Here is a 16,602-nt window from a genome sequence, read left to right as displayed (position 1 = left end):
GCGCGGGGCGGCTACCAGCGGGCCGGCGGGGGCGCGGTCAGCTGGTCGGCCAGCCGCGAGAGCCGGTCCCGGAACCGGCGGGGCGTGCGCGGCGCGGGCACGCTGTTCTCCCCGGCGGCTGCGCTGACCAGGTGCTGCACGGTGTCCAGGTCCAGATCGGCGCTGCCGGGCGCGGAGGGCGCGGACGGCACGGACGGCACGGACAGCGCGTCGTGCGCGAGCGTGTGCAGCTCACGGTCCCCGCCGTCCAGGGAGTCCAGGGACAGCACGGTCGCCCCGGCCCGGCGGGCGTCGTGCACCCGCTCCAGCAGCCCCTCGTCCGGCCGCTCGGGCGCCACGACCAGCAGCGTCTCCCCGCGCCGGGCCGCCGCGATCCTGCCCAGCCCGACGGACAGGTGCGGCGGCTCGCCGGGCAGCACCCGGTGGCGTACCAGCGTGGGTGCCAGCTGGGGCAGCCCCGACCAGGCGGACTCGTCGACGAGGTGGGCGGCCAGATGCCACGGCTCGTACCGCTCGGTGCCCACCAGCAGCAGCCCGCCGCCGTACGGCACGACGGACGACCGGAGCACCCCCGCGAACCGCCGGGTGGCACCGAGCCACTCCGTCCCGGCGAGGACCTCACGCAGCAGGGCGACGCGTACGGCATCCATGGCTCCGCATCCTGCCGTACCGGCGTCTCCACAGTCCTGGAGTCGGCGCCTCTACCAGCAAGTAAGGTCGGCTCATGACTTCTACCGACAGTGCCGGCACGGCGTCCACCCCCAGCGCGCAGGGCGCGCAGAAGGCCCCCGCGAAAGACCCCTGGGACCTCCCCGACGTCTCCGGCCTGGTGGTCGGCGTCCTCGGCGGCACCGGTGACCAGGGGCGCGGGCTCGCCTACCGGCTGGCCATGGCCGGCCAGAAGGTGATCATCGGCTCGCGGGCGGCCGAGCGGGCGCAGACCGCCGCCGACGAGCTGGGCCTCGGTATCGAGGGCGCGGACAACGCCGAGTGCTCGCGGCGCAGCGACATCGTGATCGTCGCGGTGCCGTGGGAGGGCCACGCCAAGACGCTGGAGTCGCTGCGCGAGGAGCTCGCGGGCAAGCTCGTCGTCGACTGCGTCAACCCGCTCGGCTTCGACAAGAAGGGCGCGTACGCCCTGAAGCCGGCGGAGGGCAGCGCCGCAGAGCAGGCCGCCGCCCTGCTGCCGGACTCCCGGGTCACGGCCGCCTTCCACCACCTGTCCGCCGTCCTGCTCCAGGACGAGTCGGTCGACGAGATCGACACCGATGTGATGGTGCTGGGCGAGACACGCGCCGACACCGACCTCGTCCAGGCCCTGGCCGGCCGGATCCCCGGCATGCGCGGCGTCTTCGCGGGCCGGCTGCGGGGCGCTCACCAGGTCGAGTCGCTCGTCGCGAACCTGATCTCGGTGAACCGCCGCTACAAGGCGCACGCCGGCCTGCGAGTAACCGACGTCTGAGCCGGGACAGCCGGGCCGGGGCATGGGGGACACTGGAGGGGCTGTACGTGATAAGCCCCCGGACAGGAGCCGACCCCCATGCCCCGCCTTGCTCTGTACGCCATTGTCGTCTGCGCCCTCGCCGTGGCCGCGGCCGTGCTGGCCTTCGTCCGGGGCAGCTTCCTCGGGATCGTGTGGGTGCTGCTGGCCGGCCTGTCGTCGAACATGGCCTGGTACTACCTGCGCAAGGCGAAGGCCGAGCGGAACGCGCCCTCGCCTACCGCGTGAGGCAGAGCGGGTTCAGGTCGGTCCAGGCGCGGTAGGCGTTCTGCCCGCAGTACGTGTCCACCTCGCTCACGCCGAGCGCCTGCAGCAGCACGTCGATCCCGTCGAAGAAGGCGTGATTGACCGCGGGGATGAAGAGGACGCCGAAGACCGCGATCAGCCCGAAGGGCGCGATCGGCTCGACCTGGCGGCGGATCCTGTACGACAGCCACGGCTCGATCACCCCGTACCCGTCCAGGCCCGGCACCGGCAGGAAGTTCAGCAGGGCGGCCGTCACCTGGAGCAGGGCGAGGAAGCCGAGCGCGTAACGGAACATCAGCGGCACCCCGTCAAGGGCGTCCAGCCAGAACGGCGCGGTGCAGACGATCGCGAACAGGACGTTCGTCAGCGGCCCGGCCGCAGAGATCAGACTGTGCTTCCAACGGCCCCGGATCCGGCCCCGCTCGATGAACACGGCGCCGCCGGGAAGACCGATTCCGCCCATGATCACGAAGAGCACCGGCAGGATGATGCTCAGGACGGCATGGGTATATTTCATGGGATTCAGGGTCAGATAACCCTTGGCGCCGACCGAGATGTCGCCGCCGTGCAGCGCGGTGCGGGCGTGCGCGTACTCGTGCAGACAGAGCGACACGACCCACGCGGCCGTCACGAAGAGGAAGACGGCGAGGCCGGCGCTCGGGGAGAAGTCCGTCCACACCGCCCAGCCCGTGACCGCCATGACGGCGACGATCCCCAGGAAGACGGGACTGACACGCCGGTCGCTGCGGGTTGCTGCCGTGGTCATTGCGGGCTCCCGGGGTGGGGTGGCGGGCGGTGCGCGTCGACCGTACCGGTGACGTGAGGGAAACGTCCTGCGGATCCGTCACGGTTCCTGATAGCCGTGTCCGCCATGGAGGCATGGGTGGCGCAGATGCTGGACGAGATCCAGCTGCCCCGGAACGTGCGGCTGCGACTGACGAGGAACGGGCTCACGTTCGTACCAGTCACGCAAGCGCACCTGACGGCGCAGCGGCGCATCGCGAACCAGATCGAGGAACGGCTGCCCGGCTGGTTGCCGGTGGGCGAGTTCAAGGTCGTCCCCGCGCGGGAGGGCTACAAGCCGGAACCGGACGCGTCAGCCCTCCCCGTCGACCAGTTCGACCCGGCCAAGAGCGAGTTCGACGAGTCGCTGCTGCCCTTCGTGGTGGAGGTGGTCTCGCCCGAGAGCAAGAACCGGGACTACAACAGCAAGTCCGACCACTACGCGCTGCGCGGAATCCCGGCCTACCTCGTCGTCAATGTCCTTACCGCCCGCTGGACGCTGCTGACACAGCCGGAGAACGGGGAGTACCAGCACACGGTATCCGGGGCCTTCGGCCAGGAGATCGAGATTCCGGTCGCGGGCCAGACGCTCACCCTCGACTCGGCGCAGTTCATGCGGGTGTGAAATCGCACATCGGGAGGGTGGTCTTGCCGGCGCCGTTGGGCCCGAGGACGCCGAGGACGGTGCCCTCGCGCACATCGTGGTCGACCCCGTCGAGGGCTTTGGTCTCGCCGTAGTGCTTGACCAGTCCCCGTACTTCGACGGCGTTGGTGCCGTGCCGGGGGTTCTTGTCGAATCGCGTCATGCCCACATCGGACCAGCCACCACCGACAACCCGACGACAACCCACCGACAGAGCACCGACAGCCTCGCCGGCCGAACGGCGACAGCCCGCCGACGGGGGAATCGGCGGGCCGTCGATGGTGCCGCGGTGGCTAGTGGAAAGCGTGCTCCGGCTGCGGGAACGCGCCGCCGACGACGTCGTCCGCGAAAGCCTTCGCCGCGTCGCCCATGGTCTGGCGGAGGTTGGCGTACTGCTTGACGAAGCGCGGCATCTTCCCGCCGGTCAGGCCCATCATGTCCGTCCAGACGAGCACCTGCGCGTCGCACTCGGACCCGGCCCCGATGCCGACCGTCGGGATGTGCAGCGATCGGGTGACCTCGGCCGCCAGCTCGGCCGGTACGAGTTCCAGGACGACCGCGAACGCGCCCGCGTCCTGCGCCGCCTTCGCGTCGAGCAGCAGCTGGTGCGCCGCCTCGTCGCCACGGCCCTGGACCCGGTAGCCCATGGCGTTCACGGACTGCGGGGTCAGGCCCAGGTGCGACATGACCGGGATGCCGGACTGCACGAGCAGCTCGGTCTGGGCCAGCGAGCGCTCACCGCCCTCCAGCTTCACCGCGCCGACGCCGGCCTCCTTGACCAGCCGGGTGGCGCTGCGCAGCGCCTGGACGGCGCCTTCCTGGTATGAGCCGAAGGGCAGGTCGCCGATGACCAGGGCGCGCTGGGTGCCCCGTACGACGGCGGCGGACAGGATGGTCATCTCGTCGAGCGTGACGGGCACGGTGGTGTCGTAGCCGAGGTGACAGTTGCCCATCGAGTCGCCGACCAGGATGACCGGGATGCCGGCCTCGTCGAAGACGGAGGCGGTCATCGCGTCGTAGGCGGTGAGCATGGGCCACTTCTCACCGCGCTCCTTGGCGGCGGTGACGTCGCGGACGGTGATGCGCCGGGTGCCCTTGCCTCCGTACAGCGCCTTGCTGCTGTCGGAGGACGTGTTCGGGGCAGGCGTGACGGCGTGCGTCATTGCAACGGCTCCTTGTGTCATCTCGAGGCGCCCTTACGGCGTCCCCGGACGTACCCCCCATGGTGGCACCTCGCCGGCCGGAGGCGGAAGGGGGACATTGCGACAAGCTTTTCGATACGAGACGGCGCCGTATCGAAAATGGACTAAACTCGCCCCATGAACACCGGCCGACCCGCCGCGTCCCCCACCCCCGGCCCCACCCCGGCCCCTTCCCTCATCCCCGAAGCCGTGCACCGGCGCCGCTGGGCGATCCTCGCGGTTCTGATCCTCAGCCTGCTGATCGTGGTGCTGGACAACTCGATCCTCAATGTCGCGATGAAGACCATCGCGACCCCTCCGCCGCACGGCCTGGGCGCCTCCCAGAGCGCGCTGGAATGGGCCATCAACGCCTACACGCTCGTCTTCGCCGGCCTCCTCTTCACCGCCGGCCTCCTCGCCGACCGGCTGGGCCGCAAGAAGGCCATGATCTTCGGCATGCTGGTCTTCGGCGCCGGCTCGGCGCTCGCCGCGTTCTCCGGATCGCCGGGCGCGCTCGTCGCGTACCGCGCGGTGATGGGCGTCGGCGGCGCCTTTGTGATGGCGACCACGCTCGCCATCCTGATGAACGTCTTCGACCGCGAGGAACAGCCCAAGGCCATCGGCATCTGGACCGGTGGCGTCGGCATCGCGATCGCCATCGGCCCGATCACCGGCGGGCTGCTGCTGGAGCACTTCTGGTGGGGTTCGGTGTTCCTCGTCAACGTGCCCATCGTCATCGTCACCGTGATCGCGATGCTGGTCCTGATCCCCGACTCGCGCGACCCGAACCCCGGACGGCTCGACCCGGTCGGTGTGCTGCTGTCCGTCGCCGGCCTGGTCCTGCTCGTGTACGGGATCATCACGGGCGGCCGGTACGCCGACTTCACCACGCCCGAGGTGGTGCTCACCCTCGGCGGCGGGCTCGTGGTCCTGACGGTCTACGTCCTGTACGAGAGGCGCAGCGACCACCCCGCGATCGATGTCCGCCAGTTCCGCAACCCCGCCTTCTCGGCAGCTGTAGCCGCCATCGCGCTGGTCTTCTTCGCGCTGACGGGCGTCTCCTTCTTCTCGGTCTTCTACATCCAGAGCGTTCGGGGCTACTCGCCGTTGCAGACCGGTTTGCTGGTCCTGCCGCTCGCCGTGGCCCAGCTGATCTTCGCGCCCCGCGCCCGGCTGGCCGTCGCGCGCTTCGGTGCGCGCGTCACCTGCACGGCGGGACTGCTGCTCCTGACCGTCACGCTCAGCGCGTTCCTGCTGCTCGGCACGGACACCCCGATCTGGGTACTGGAGGCGATCCTCTTCCTTCAGGGCACCGGCTCGGCGCACGTCATGACGCCCGTCACGGTCGCGATCATGCAGAGCCTGCCGCGCGAGAAGGCCGGTTCCGGATCGGCCCTGAACAACACCTTCCGGCAGGTGGGCGGCGCGCTGGGCGTCGCGGTGCTCGGCTCGCTGCTGTCCACGGTCTACCGCGCCGGCATCGACGACAGCCTCACCGCCCTGCCGCCGGGCGCGCGCCACGCGGCGGGTGAGTCGGTCGAGGCGACCCTCGCGGCCGCGCAGCGGCTCGGCCCGGAGGGCGAGGCGCTGATCGGCCCGGCCTATGCCGCGTTCATCCACGCGATGCACATCACCGCCCTGGGCGCGGCGGCCGTCGCAGTGCTGGGCGCGGTCGTCGTCGCGCTGTTCCTGCCGGGCCGGGGCGCGAAGCCGGCCGCGGGGGACGGAAACGAGCACAGCGAGCCGGCCCGCAGTCCCGTCGACGCCCGGGAGCCCTAGGGGGCCGCGGCCGGGGTTCTGGCGGGCCCGCGCGAGAATCCTCCGTGACGATTGTCGTACGTCGTACATGCGAGAGGCGGGCGGACGTGGCGCTGAAGGACCGGCCCGAGCAGCCCGCCGAGGGCAGGGCTCCGCGCGGGCGGCCGCGCAGTGAGGCCGCCGAGCGCGCCATCATCGACGGCGTCGTCCGGCTCCTGGAGGACGGCGTCCCGCTCGCCGAGCTGTCCATCGAGCGGATCGCCCGCACCGCGGGGGTGGGCAAGGCCACCATCTACCGCCGCTGGGAGGGCAAGGAGGCCCTCTTCGTCGACGTGCTGCGGTCCGTCGAGGAGGAGGACCCGCCGCTCCCCGGCACTTCGGTGCGCGATGACCTGATCGCCATGCTGGAGGGGCTGCGCCGCCGCGGCCTGGCGAAGCGTTCGTCGGCGATGCTGCGCAGTGTGCTGGGCCAGGTGCAGAGCTATCCGCAGCTGTGGCAGCACTACCAGAACAGCGTGATCGCGGCCCGGCGGGAGGTGCTGGACGACGTGCTCCGGCGCGGGATCGAGCGCGGGGAGATCCGGGCGGACCTGGACTTCGACCTCGTCGGCGATCTGGTGGTCGGGCCCATGCTCGTACGGACGGTCCTGCGGCCGGACGGCCCACTGGACGAGGACCTCGCCGAGCGGATCGTCGACGCCGTGCTGGCAGGGCTCCGGCCACGGCCCTGACCCGCGCTCTCTCATCCGTTCCAGAACGGCTCCTGAATATGCGCGTTTTGTCACAGCCGCGGCCCTGACCGGGTCGTTCGGAACTCCCCGCGCCGCGCCTTCGTCCTCGTGGCAGTACGGCCGTTCAGGACGGCAGGGAAAGTCACCGATCATCCCCTAGGGTCAGGGGGCGAGACGGTGTGCGAGGCAAGGCAGCGAGGGCAGCGGAATGGCGCAGGCGTACATGACGGAGACGGGGAACGGCAGCTCGGGGCCCGAGCGCACCGGATCCGGCTTCCGGCGCCTGCTGGACGATCTGCGGCGCGACCGCGGCATCTGGCGGCGCGGCATCCTTCTCGCGCTGCTCGCCGTGCTCACCGCGCTGCTGATGATTCTCCACGCGCAGATCCCCAACACCATCGGCAACCTGGGCAGCCTGACGGAGACGTTCCTGCCGTGGCTCGGCGTCGCCATTCCCCTGCTGCTGGTTCTCGCGCTGGTACGGCGCTCCGCGACGGCGCTGATCGCCGTACTGCTGCCGGCCGTCGTCTGGCTCAACCTCTTCGGCGGACTCGTCACCGGTAATTCGGGCAGCGACGGCGGCAACCTCACCGTCGCCACGCACAACGTCAACGCCGAGAACCCCGACCCCGAGGGCACGGCGCAGAAGGTGGCGGCGTCGGGCGCTGACGTGGTGGCGCTGGAGGAGCTGAAGGCGGGCGCGGTCGCGTCGTACGAGAGCGCGCTGGCGCCGACGTACAAGTACCACTCGGTGCAGGGGACGGTCGGGCTCTGGAGCAGGTACCCGATGAGCGACACCCGGCCCGTGGACATCCAGCTGGGCTGGATCCGCGCGATGCGCTCGACCGTCCAGACCCCGCAGGGGCCGGTCGCGGTCTATGTAGCCCATCTGCCGTCGGTACGGGTCAAGCTCAACGCCGGCTTCACCGCCCACCAGCGCGACGACAGCGCGGACGCGCTCGGCCACGCGATCGTCCGGGACCCGCTGAAGCGGGTTATCCTCCTCGGCGACCTCAACGGCACCATGAACGACCGCGCGTTGTCCCCGGTCACTTCGCAGATGCGCTCCACCCAGGGCGCGGCGGGTGACGGCTTCGGCTTCAGCTGGCCGGCGTCGTTCCCGATGGCGCGGATCGACCAGATCATGGTCAAGGGCATCACGCCGGTGTCGTCGTGGACGCTGCCGGAGACGGGCAGCGACCATCTGCCGATCGCGGCGCGCGTCGAGTTCTGACGGCGCGAGGTACGACGTCAGGCCCGGGGACGAGCGCCCCGGGCCTGACGTCGTACCTCGCCGTCAGGCGCGCTCGCGCCAGCCGTTGGTGATCGGCAGCCGGCGGTCCTTGCCGAACCCCTTCGCGGAGATCTTGGTGCCCGGCGGGTACTGACGGCGCTTGTACTCCGCCACGTCCACCATGCGCAGCGTCTTCGCCACCAGCTCCCGGTCGAAGCCCGCGGCGACGATCGACTCCATGCCCTGGTCGCGGTCCACGTACAGGGCGAGGATCGCGTCGAGCACCGGGTAGTCGGGCAGCGAGTCGGTGTCGACCTGCCCCGGCCGCAGTTCCGCGCTCGGCGGCTTGGAGATGGAGTTCTCCGGGATCGGCGGGGTCTGCCCGCGCTCCTGCGCCGCCCGGTTCCGCCACCGCGCGAGGCGGAAGACGGCCGTCTTGTAGACGTCCTTGATCGGACCGTACGCACCGACCGAGTCGCCGTACAGCGTGGAATAGCCCACCGCCAGCTCGGACTTGTTGCCCGGCGCGAGCACGATGTGGCCCTCCTGGTTGGAGACGGCCATCAGCATCGTGCCGCGCAGCCGTGACTGGAGGTTTTCCTCGGCGAGCCCGGTCAGCCCCAGCGACTCCATGTACGCGTCGAACATCGGCGCGATCGGCACGGTCCGGAAGTTGAGCCCGGTACGGCGGGCCAGCTCGGCCGCGTCGCCCTCGGAGTGGTCCGAGGAGTACCGCGAGGGCATCGCGATGCCGTACACGTTCTGCGCACCGACGGCGTCACAGGCGATCGCGGCCACCAGGGCCGAGTCGATACCGCCGGACAGGCCGATCAGTACGGACCGGAAGCCGTTCTTGGCGACGTACGCGCGCAGGCCCACGACCAGGGCCGAGTAGACCTCCTCGTCGTCGTCGAGGCGGTCGGCGTAGCCGCCGCCGACCTCGGCCTCGTACGCCGGGACGGGCTCCTCCGACAGGACCACGTGCTCGATGCGCAGCCCGTCGTCGACGACCCCCGCCGGGGGCTCGGCCGACGCGGCCGGCAGATCCAGGTCCACCAGCACGCAGCCCTCGGCGAACTGCGGGGCGCGCGCGATGACTTCGCCGTCCTTGTCGACGACGATCGAGTCGCCGTCGAAGACCAGCTCGTCCTGGCCGCCGATCATCGCGAGATAGGCGGTGGTGCAGCCGGCCTCCTGCGCGCGCTTGCGTACGAGTTCGAGCCGGGTGTCGTCCTTGTTCTGCTCGTACGGCGAGGCGTTGACGGAGACCAGCAGCCCGGCCCCCGCGGACCGGGTGGCCGGTACGCGGCCGCCCTCCTGCCAGAGGTCCTCGCAGATGGCGAGCGCGACATCGACGCCGCGCACCCGGATCACCGGCATCGAGTCGCCCGGGACGAAGTACCGGAACTCGTCGAAGACGCCGTAGTTCGGCAGGTGGTGCTTGGCGAAGGTCAGCGCGACCGTGCCCCGGTGGAGCACCGCGGCGGCGTTCTGCGGGGCGCCGGCCGGCTGGCCGTACCGCGGCTGGGCCTTCTCGGAGCGGTCCAGGTACCCGACGATGACGGGCAGCTCGCCGAATCCCTCGTCGTCGAGGCGCGCGGCGAGCGCGCGGAGCGCGTCGCGCGAGGCCTGGACGAACGTCGAGCGCAGCGCGAGGTCCTCGACGGGGTAGCCGGTCAGCACCATCTCGGGGAACGCCACCAGATGGGCGCCCTGCTCGGCGGAGTGCCGGGTCCATTGGATGATCGATTCGGCGTTGGCGGTGAGGCTGCCGACGGTCGAGTCGATCTGATTCAGAGCGAGGCGTAGTTGAGGCACGCGGCCCAGTGTAATCGTCTGTCTGACGCGATGTCCCGGCGGGCGGGTGTGGGGCGCCCCACTCGGGTGCGCCCCGCACTCGCTCGCCTCTGTCGCTCGTCTCCGGCTCCCGCCTCCGGCCCGTCTCTGGCTACTTCTGGTAACCGAGCACGGTCATCATCCCGGCCTCCGAGTGGTAGACGTTGTGGCAGTGGATCATCCACAGGCCCGGATTGTCGGCGTCGAAGTCCACCGTCAGAGTGCCGTTCGGCAGGATCACCGCGGTGTCCTTGCGGGGCCCGTCCGGGACGTTGGCCAGGGCGAAGGTGTGCCCGTGCAGATGGAGCGGGTGCCACATCGTCGTGGAGTTGGAGAAGACCACCCGGACCCGCTCGCCCGCCCGGACCGCGTGCCGCCGCGCGGGGGAGTAGGGCTTCCTGTCGAACGCCCAGTCGTACTTCTCCATCCCGCCCGTCAGCTTCAGCCTGATCGTGCGGTCCGGCTTCCGGGCGGGCAGCGCGACGGACTCGTCCGCCTTCAGACGGTCGGCGGTCAGCAGCTTCCCGTCCAGCTCCCTGGGCCGTACGGACGCGGACGGCGCCGCGCCGCCTGCGGTACGGAGCAGGGCCCGGGCCGTCTGCTTCTTGCCCTCCGCGAGCGCGGTCAGCGGGAAGACCCCGTCCTTCGCGGTGACCAGGACGTCGTACCGCTCGCCCATGCCGAGGAGGAGGGCGTCGGTCTTGGCGTGCTGGACGGGGAAGCCGTCCGTATGCGTCACCGTCAGTTCGTGGCCGCCCAGCGCGACGCGGAACGCGGTGTCGCCGCCGGCGTTGATCAGGCGCAGCCGGATGCGGTCGCCGGGCTTGGCGGTGAAGACGGCAGGGTCGTCCGGCGTCCGCCCGTTGACCAGGTAGTACGGGTAGGCGACGTCCCCCGCGTCACCGCCGAGCAGCGGGCTGGTGGCGCCCGCCATCATCCGGGACGGGCCGCCGGACCCGCCGGACCCGCCGGACCCGCCGACCGGTCCGGACGGCGACGGCATGCCGTGACCGGCGTGCCCGCCGGACGCGTCGCCCATGCCCTTGCTGAGTTCGGCCAGCACGCCGTCCGGAGTCGAGCCGTCCACCCCGTCGACCCAGTCGTCCAGTACGACGACCCACTCCTTGTCGTACGTCAGCGGCTCCCGCGGGTCCTCCACGATCAGCGGTGCGTACAGGCCGCGGTCCTGCTGGGTGCCCGAGTGCGGGTGGAACCAGTACGTCCCGGCGTGCGGGACCGCGAAGCGGTAGTCGAACGAGGCGCCCGGCCGGATGTCGCGCTGGGTCAGGCCGGGGACGCCGTCCATGTCGTTGCGCAGGGCCAGACCGTGCCAGTGCAACGACGTGGGCTGCGGCAGGTTGTTGGCGAGGGTGAGCGCGAGGGTGTCGCCCGCGGTGACGCGGACCTCCTGGCCGGGCAGCCGGTCGCCGTACGCCCAGGACCTGACCGTACGGCCGCCGCCCAGTTCGAGCGGGGTGGCGGTGGCGGTCAGCTTGACCGTACGGACCGGGCCCGGCCGTCGCCCGGCTTCGGCCGCGGCGACCTCCTTGCCGTCGGGCGTGACGAAGCCGGGGGCGGCCGACGGCGAGCCGCCGTGCTTCATCGAGCCGTGGTCCATGCCGCCGGACGAACCGGAGCAGGCGGCCAGAACTCCCGTACCGGCCACGGCGATTCCGGCGCCGAGCACGGCGCGGCGGGTGTGTTGAGTGCGCATGACTGAGTGCACCTCGTGGTCTGTGGTGATGCGTGCAGATGGGCGCGTCTGCTGCTTCTGGTACACCGCTCGGAGCGCGGAGGTTCCCAGGCAGCGGGGCCCGGTTCTAGATCCGCAGCACCGACAGCGTGGCGAGGACGGTCTTACGGGGTGGCGGGTGCGGCCACATCGCGCGCAGCAGCGGGTCCCGGCCGACCGGGTGCGCGCCGGCCGGGCGGGTGCGCAGCAGGCCCGTGGCCAGTACGACGAGCGTGAACGCCCCCAGTACCGCCAGACAGACGGCCATCGGGTCCATGTCCATACCCGGCAGCGCCGGCCCCGCGTACCCGGCGCCGGTCTGCCCGTCCGCGGAGGCGGCGGTCTGGTGCGAGGTGTGGCCGGTGTGGTGTTCCGGCGGAGCCGCGGCGGACACCGTGTGCTCGGCCGGGCCCTGGGGGCCGTGCTCCTGGGCCGGGTGCCCCAGCGTATGCATCGTGACGATCCCGAAGAGCAGCGCGGCGAACAGCAGCACCTGCCGCCAGAACGTCGCCCCTCTCGTGGTCATCACAGACCGCAGCCTACCCCCACCCGGTATGGCCCCCCGGGCAGGGGCCGGGCCGTGGCTGCGGATACTGTTCCTGGCTGGAGCAACCGGGGAAGGGCGCACATGACGTTCGTACGGGTCGGCGGCGTGCCGCTGCACGTGGCCGTCGAGGGCAGCGGACCGGTGTGCGTACTGAGCGCCGGCCTCGCGATGAGCTGGTACGACTGGGACCTGGTCGTTCCGCTGCTGACCCCCTTCCGTACCGTCGTCCGCTTCGACCGGCCCGGACACGGACTGAGCGCCCCCGCCGCCGTACCGCCCACCGCCGCCGGCGAGGCGCACCGCATCGCGGGACTGCTGGACGCGCTCGGGCTGCCCGGTCCGGCCACGGTGGTCGGCCACTCCATCGCCGGTTTCCACGTGGAGGCCTTCGCCCGCCTCCACCCTGCCCGTACCGCCGCTGTCGTCATGGTCGACGGCAGTGTCGAGGAGGACGCCCGTACCCCCGCCGCCCCCGCCCTGCGCACCGCCGCCGCGCGGACCCTCGGCTCGGTGCTCACCGCCGTCGGCGCCCCCGCCGCGCTCGGCCCGCTCACCCGCCGCGCGGTCGTCCGGGTCTCGCGGGTCCCGCGGGTCTCGCGCACGGGCGGCGGCGATCCGGCGCCCGACGCGCTCGTACGCCGCTGCTACCGCACCGGGCGCGTGCTGCGCGGCGCGCTGCTGGAGAACGCGCGCTACCGCGACGTGGCGGCCGAACTGCTGGCGCTGCGCGAGCGCCACCCGCTCCCGGACGTGCCGGTGACGGTCCTCGCCGGGCACGACGGCGGCAGCGGCCGGTGGGCGGTGCGGTGGCTGGACCGCCAGGCCGCACTGGCCGACCGTCTCGGCGCCCGCTTCGAAGTCGCGGAGCCGTCCGGCCATATGGTCATGCTCGACCAGCCGCGGTCGGTGGCGCGGGCGGTACTGAGCCACCCGGTGTGACGTCCGACATCCGCCCCGGTGCCGTTCGGCGACCGGGGCGGCTGTCGGACGCGCAGCGGCGGTCCGTCAGGCGCGGGGCTTGGCGCCCCGCTGCTTCAACAGGTCGGCCAACAGGGCCAGTTCGGACTCCTGAGCGTCGGCCATGCCCTGGGCCAGCTTCCGTTCCGTACCGACCTCGCACAGGTCGGCGCAGCCCCGGGCCATGGTCACACCGCCCTTGTGGTGGTCGGTCATCAGCTGGAGGTAGAGGATCTCGGCCTGCTTGCCCTCCGCCCTGGCCAGTGCGGCCAGCTCGGTCTTCGTCGCCATGCCGGGCATGAGGGAGCCGTCGCGCACCTCGTGCCCGCCGGAGGCCCCGCCGTCGCCGCCCGAGGCCCCGGCGTGCCCGCCGGAGTGCCCGCCGGAGTGCCCGCCGTGCTGCGCCTGCTCCGACGCCATCCACGCCATCGGCTCGCCCATCGAGATCTTCGGCAGCTCCCACAGGTCCAGCCAGCCCAGCAGCATGCCCCGCTGGTTGGCCTGCGTGTTGGCGATGTCGTACGCCAGCCGCCGCACGTCCTCGTCCTTCGTACGGTCGCGCACGATGAACGACATCTCCACCGCCTGCTGATGGTGGACCGCCATATCCCGGGCGAAGCCGGCGTCCGCCGAGTCCTCGGCCGGGGCGGCCGCGGCGCCCGCCTGCTCGGACGACGCGCCGCCCCTCGCGGTCGCGACCGTGGCAGCCGCCGCGACGAGCAGCGCGAGGACGACGGCCGTGATGGCCGCCCAGTGCGTACGAGTCAGCGCACGGGTCACTGCTCGCCCATTCCGCCGGTGCACGCGGCACCCGGCTCAGGGGTCTGCGGGCCCTGCACGTACTTGGTGAAGAACTGATCCACCCGCGGATCGGCGGCGCCGTCCACCGTGACCTGCTTGCCCCAGGCGCTCAGCATGATCGCGCCGGACTGGTCCTTGACCGGGCTCATCAGCGAGTACGGCGTCTTGCCGACCTTGTCGGCGAGCTTCTTCACGTCCGCGGCCGGGGCCTTGTCGTTGTACGTCACCCAGACGGCGCCGTGCTCCAGCGAGTGCACTGCGTTCACCTCCGGGATCGGCTTCTTGTAGACGTCACCCTCGCAGTTCATCCAGATCTGGTGGTGGTCACCGCCGACCGGGGGCTTCATCGGGTACGTCACGGCCTTGGTGACGTGGTTGCGGCCGAGCTTCTTGGCGTCCCAGCTCTGCTCGCCGGTCACCGGCGCCTTGACGGCCGCCTCCGCCTTCTCCTTCTTCTCGGACTCCTTGTTCAGCACGTACGCGCCGAGGCCGACGAGACCGGCGACGACGGCCGCGCTGACGGTGATGGCGACGATGCGGTCGCGGCGGTCACGCGCTTTCTCGGCGCGGCGCATCTCCTCTATTCGGGCCTTGCGCGAGCTGTTCTGCTTCTGGTTCTTGGTGGAAGCCATGGGGGGCGATGTCCTTCTGCGGGGAGGGATAGGGGTACGGGAGCCGTGATGCGAGAACCGTGGTGCGAGTCCCGGCTCACGTCCGCAGCACTTGAAGGACATGGAGGTCGGGGGCCCGGGGCTGCGCCCCCGCGGCGCGTACGTCGGCGGGGACCCGGAGGAGCCCGCCGTGCGGTACGTCGGCCACGGCGGCCGGGGCATCGGGCGGCGGGGCCGTCAGGACCGCCGGGGTCAGATGTGAGAAGGTGCCGCAGTCCGAGCGGTCGAACGGGCACGTGTACTCGGCGTGGCCGGCGGACATGGTGGCCGAGACGCGCCGCGCGCCGGGGTCGTCCGTCCCGCCGCCATGAGGCTCACCGGCGCTCAGACAGAGGAGAAGCCCGGCGAGCAGCGTCGCCAGGGCGCACACCATCGCCGCAGGACGCCTGATGCGCCCGCGCCGCGTGTGCCGGGATCCCCCCATGGGGCCAGATGGTAGTGGGCGGGGGCGTGCCGCATGTCATATGGGTTGCGTAATGTGGCCGAAACGACGGGTCGGGATACTGGGGTTTCTCCCCTCTGCCCGGGCGGTGGTGCACAGGCCGTCTGAACTGCAAGGATGTAGCTATGGACAAGCAGCAGGAATTCGTGCTCCGTACGCTCGAGGAGCGCGACATCCGCTTCGTGCGCCTGTGGTTCACCGACGTGCTCGGCTTCCTCAAGTCGGTCGCGGTGGCTCCGGCGGAGCTGGAGCAGGCGTTCGACGAGGGCATCGGCTTCGACGGCTCCGCGATCGAGGGCTTCGCGCGGGTGTACGAATCGGACATGATCGCCAAGCCGGACCCGAGCACGTTCCAGATCCTGCCCTGGCGCGCCGAGGCCCCCGGCACGGCCCGGATGTTCTGCGACATCCTGATGCCGGACGGCTCACCGTCCTTCGCGGACCCCCGGTACGTACTGAAGCGCATCCTCGCCAAGACCTCCGACCTGGGCTTCACCTTCTACACCCACCCGGAGATCGAGTTCTTCCTGCTGAGGAACAAGCCGCTCGACGGCTCGGTGCCCACCCCGGCCGACAACTCCGGCTACTTCGACCACACCCCGCAGAACGTGGGCATGGACTTCCGCCGGCAGGCGATCACCATGCTCGAATCCATGGGCATCTCGGTCGAGTTCAGCCACCACGAGGGTGCCCCCGGCCAGCAGGAGATCGACCTCCGCTACGCCGACGCGCTCTCCACCGCCGACAACGTCATGACCTTCCGCCTGGTCATGAAGCAGGTCGCGCTGGAGCAGGGTGTGCAGGCCACGTTCATGCCGAAGCCGTTCTCGGAGTACCCGGGCTCCGGCATGCACACCCACCTCTCCCTCTTCGAGGGCGACCGCAACGCGTTCTACGAATCGGGCGCGGAGTACCAGCTCTCCAAGGTCGGCCGCTCCTTCATCGCGGGCCTGCTCAAGCACGCCGCCGAGATCTCGGCGGTCACCAACCAGTGGGTCAACTCCTACAAGCGCATCTGGGGCGGCTCGGCCCGCACGGCCGGCTCCGGCGGCGAGGCCCCCTCGTACATCTGCTGGGGCCACAACAACCGCTCCGCCCTGATCCGGGTCCCGATGTACAAGCCCGGCAAGACCGGCTCCTCGCGAGTAGAGGTCCGCTCGATCGACTCCGGCGCGAACCCGTACCTGACGTACGCGGTCCTGCTGGCGGCCGGCCTCAAGGGCATCGAGGAGGGCTACGAACTCCCGGCGGGAGCGGACGACGACGTCTGGGCCCTGTCGGACGCGGAACGCCGAGCGATGGGCATCGAACCGCTCCCGCAGAACCTGGGCGAGGCGATCTCGCTGATGGAGCGAAGCGAACTGGTCGCCGAGACGCTGGGCGAGCACGTCTTCGACTTCTTCCTGCGCAACAAGAAGCAGGAGTGGGAGGAGTACCGCTCCGAGGTCACGGCGTTCGAACTCCGCAAGAACCTCCCGGTGCTGTAACCGCAGGTCAGGGGCAGTGCCCCAGCAGAACAACGGTCCGGGCCGACGGCGC

General features: G+C 71.2%; 16 protein-coding genes and 2 pseudogenes. 8 read left to right on the top strand and 10 right to left on the bottom strand.

What is annotated here, in order from left to right; genetic code table 11:
* Window positions 1-11: 11 nt before the first annotated feature.
* Window positions 12-650 (bottom strand): hypothetical protein, encoded by a 639-nt coding sequence (locus NLX86_RS05160; RefSeq protein WP_254370366.1) that lies wholly within the window; start codon window positions 648-650, stop codon window positions 12-14.
* A 74-nt stretch (window positions 651-724) separates the two neighbouring features.
* Between NLX86_RS05160 and npdG the strand changes: the two genes are divergently transcribed.
* Both npdG and NLX86_RS05150 read left to right on the top strand, forming a co-directional pair.
* Window positions 725-1,462, top strand: a complete 738-nt coding sequence (gene npdG, locus NLX86_RS05155; RefSeq protein ID WP_254370365.1) for an NADPH-dependent F420 reductase — start codon at window positions 725-727, stop codon at window positions 1,460-1,462.
* A gap of 78 nt (window positions 1,463-1,540) precedes the next feature.
* Window positions 1,541-1,729, top strand: coding sequence for a hypothetical protein (locus NLX86_RS05150; protein ID WP_254370364.1), 189 nt, complete (start codon window positions 1,541-1,543; stop codon window positions 1,727-1,729).
* Here the strand turns inward: NLX86_RS05150 and NLX86_RS05145 are convergent.
* Window positions 1,719-2,513 carry a site-2 protease family protein gene (locus NLX86_RS05145; RefSeq protein WP_254370363.1) on the bottom strand — a complete coding sequence of 265 codons (795 nt, stop codon included), beginning with the start codon at window positions 2,511-2,513 and terminating at the stop codon, window positions 1,719-1,721. The genes NLX86_RS05150 and NLX86_RS05145 overlap by 11 nt on opposite strands.
* A 126-nt stretch (window positions 2,514-2,639) precedes the next feature.
* Between NLX86_RS05145 and NLX86_RS05140 the strand changes: the two genes are divergently transcribed.
* The gene (locus NLX86_RS05140) at window positions 2,640-3,155 is read left to right on the top strand and encodes a Uma2 family endonuclease (protein ID WP_254370416.1); all 516 of its coding nucleotides are present in this window, start codon (window positions 2,640-2,642) and stop codon (window positions 3,153-3,155) included.
* A 4-nt stretch (window positions 3,156-3,159) separates the two neighbouring features.
* Here the strand turns inward: NLX86_RS05140 and NLX86_RS05135 are convergent.
* Window positions 3,160-3,336: pseudogene (locus NLX86_RS05135) on the bottom strand (ATP-binding cassette domain-containing protein); the annotation flags it as partial.
* A 130-nt stretch (window positions 3,337-3,466) separates the two neighbouring features.
* Window positions 3,467-4,336 carry a 3-methyl-2-oxobutanoate hydroxymethyltransferase gene (gene panB / locus NLX86_RS05130; protein WP_254370362.1) on the bottom strand — a complete coding sequence of 290 codons (870 nt, stop codon included), beginning with the start codon at window positions 4,334-4,336 and terminating at the stop codon, window positions 3,467-3,469.
* A 156-nt stretch (window positions 4,337-4,492) separates the two neighbouring features.
* Here panB and NLX86_RS05125 point away from each other — a divergent pair, with 156 nt between their 5' ends.
* From NLX86_RS05125 to NLX86_RS05115, 3 genes and pseudogenes are all read left to right on the top strand, one after another.
* Window positions 4,493-6,133 carry an MFS transporter gene (locus tag NLX86_RS05125; RefSeq protein WP_254370361.1) on the top strand — a complete coding sequence of 547 codons (1,641 nt, stop codon included), beginning with the start codon at window positions 4,493-4,495 and terminating at the stop codon, window positions 6,131-6,133.
* 86 nt (window positions 6,134-6,219) lie between these two features.
* Window positions 6,220-6,843: a TetR/AcrR family transcriptional regulator gene (locus NLX86_RS05120; protein ID WP_254370360.1), complete on the top strand. Its 624-nt coding sequence runs from the start codon at window positions 6,220-6,222 to the stop codon at window positions 6,841-6,843.
* 267 nt (window positions 6,844-7,110) lie between these two features.
* Window positions 7,111-8,077: pseudogene (locus NLX86_RS05115) on the top strand (endonuclease/exonuclease/phosphatase family protein).
* 63 nt (window positions 8,078-8,140) lie between these two features.
* Here NLX86_RS05115 and NLX86_RS05110 read toward each other — a convergent pair.
* The 3 genes from NLX86_RS05110 to NLX86_RS05100 form a co-directional block, all read right to left on the bottom strand.
* A complete protein-coding gene (locus tag NLX86_RS05110; protein WP_254370358.1) occupies window positions 8,141-9,895 on the bottom strand; it encodes an NAD+ synthase in 1,755 nt (584 codons plus the stop codon).
* Window positions 9,896-10,025: 130 nt separating this feature from the next.
* Entirely contained in the window at window positions 10,026-11,627 is a 1,602-nt protein-coding gene (locus tag NLX86_RS05105; RefSeq protein ID WP_254370357.1) for a multicopper oxidase family protein, read from the bottom strand.
* A gap of 106 nt (window positions 11,628-11,733) precedes the next feature.
* Window positions 11,734-12,171: a DUF6153 family protein gene (locus NLX86_RS05100; RefSeq protein ID WP_254370356.1), complete on the bottom strand. Its 438-nt coding sequence runs from the start codon at window positions 12,169-12,171 to the stop codon at window positions 11,734-11,736.
* A 102-nt stretch (window positions 12,172-12,273) separates the two neighbouring features.
* Between NLX86_RS05100 and NLX86_RS05095 the strand changes: the two genes are divergently transcribed.
* Window positions 12,274-13,131 (top strand): alpha/beta fold hydrolase, encoded by an 858-nt coding sequence (locus tag NLX86_RS05095; protein ID WP_254370355.1) that lies wholly within the window; start codon window positions 12,274-12,276, stop codon window positions 13,129-13,131.
* Window positions 13,132-13,197: 66 nt separating this feature from the next.
* Here NLX86_RS05095 and NLX86_RS05090 read toward each other — a convergent pair whose 3' ends face one another.
* From NLX86_RS05090 to NLX86_RS05080, 3 genes are all read right to left on the bottom strand, one after another.
* Complete coding sequence (locus tag NLX86_RS05090; protein ID WP_254370354.1) at window positions 13,198-13,929, bottom strand: DUF305 domain-containing protein; 732 nt, start codon at window positions 13,927-13,929, stop codon at window positions 13,198-13,200.
* The gene (locus NLX86_RS05085) at window positions 13,926-14,582 is read right to left on the bottom strand and encodes a DUF3105 domain-containing protein (RefSeq protein WP_254370353.1); all 657 of its coding nucleotides are present in this window, start codon (window positions 14,580-14,582) and stop codon (window positions 13,926-13,928) included. Before NLX86_RS05085 ends, NLX86_RS05090 begins: the two co-directional genes overlap by 4 nt.
* Window positions 14,583-14,658: 76 nt before the next feature.
* Window positions 14,659-15,045, bottom strand: coding sequence for a hypothetical protein (locus NLX86_RS05080; protein ID WP_254370352.1), 387 nt, complete (start codon window positions 15,043-15,045; stop codon window positions 14,659-14,661).
* 143 nt (window positions 15,046-15,188) lie between these two features.
* Between NLX86_RS05080 and NLX86_RS05075 the strand changes: the two genes are divergently transcribed.
* Complete coding sequence (locus NLX86_RS05075; RefSeq protein ID WP_254370351.1) at window positions 15,189-16,550, top strand: glutamine synthetase family protein; 1,362 nt, start codon at window positions 15,189-15,191, stop codon at window positions 16,548-16,550.
* Window positions 16,551-16,602 lie beyond the last annotated feature (52 nt).

The organism is Streptomyces sp. A3M-1-3, from assembly GCF_024213665.1.
GTDB lineage: Bacteria > Actinomycetota > Actinomycetes > Streptomycetales > Streptomycetaceae > Streptomyces.
The sequence above is the reverse complement of the archived record's forward strand: the minus strand, read 5'-3'. Positions and strand labels throughout refer to the sequence as shown.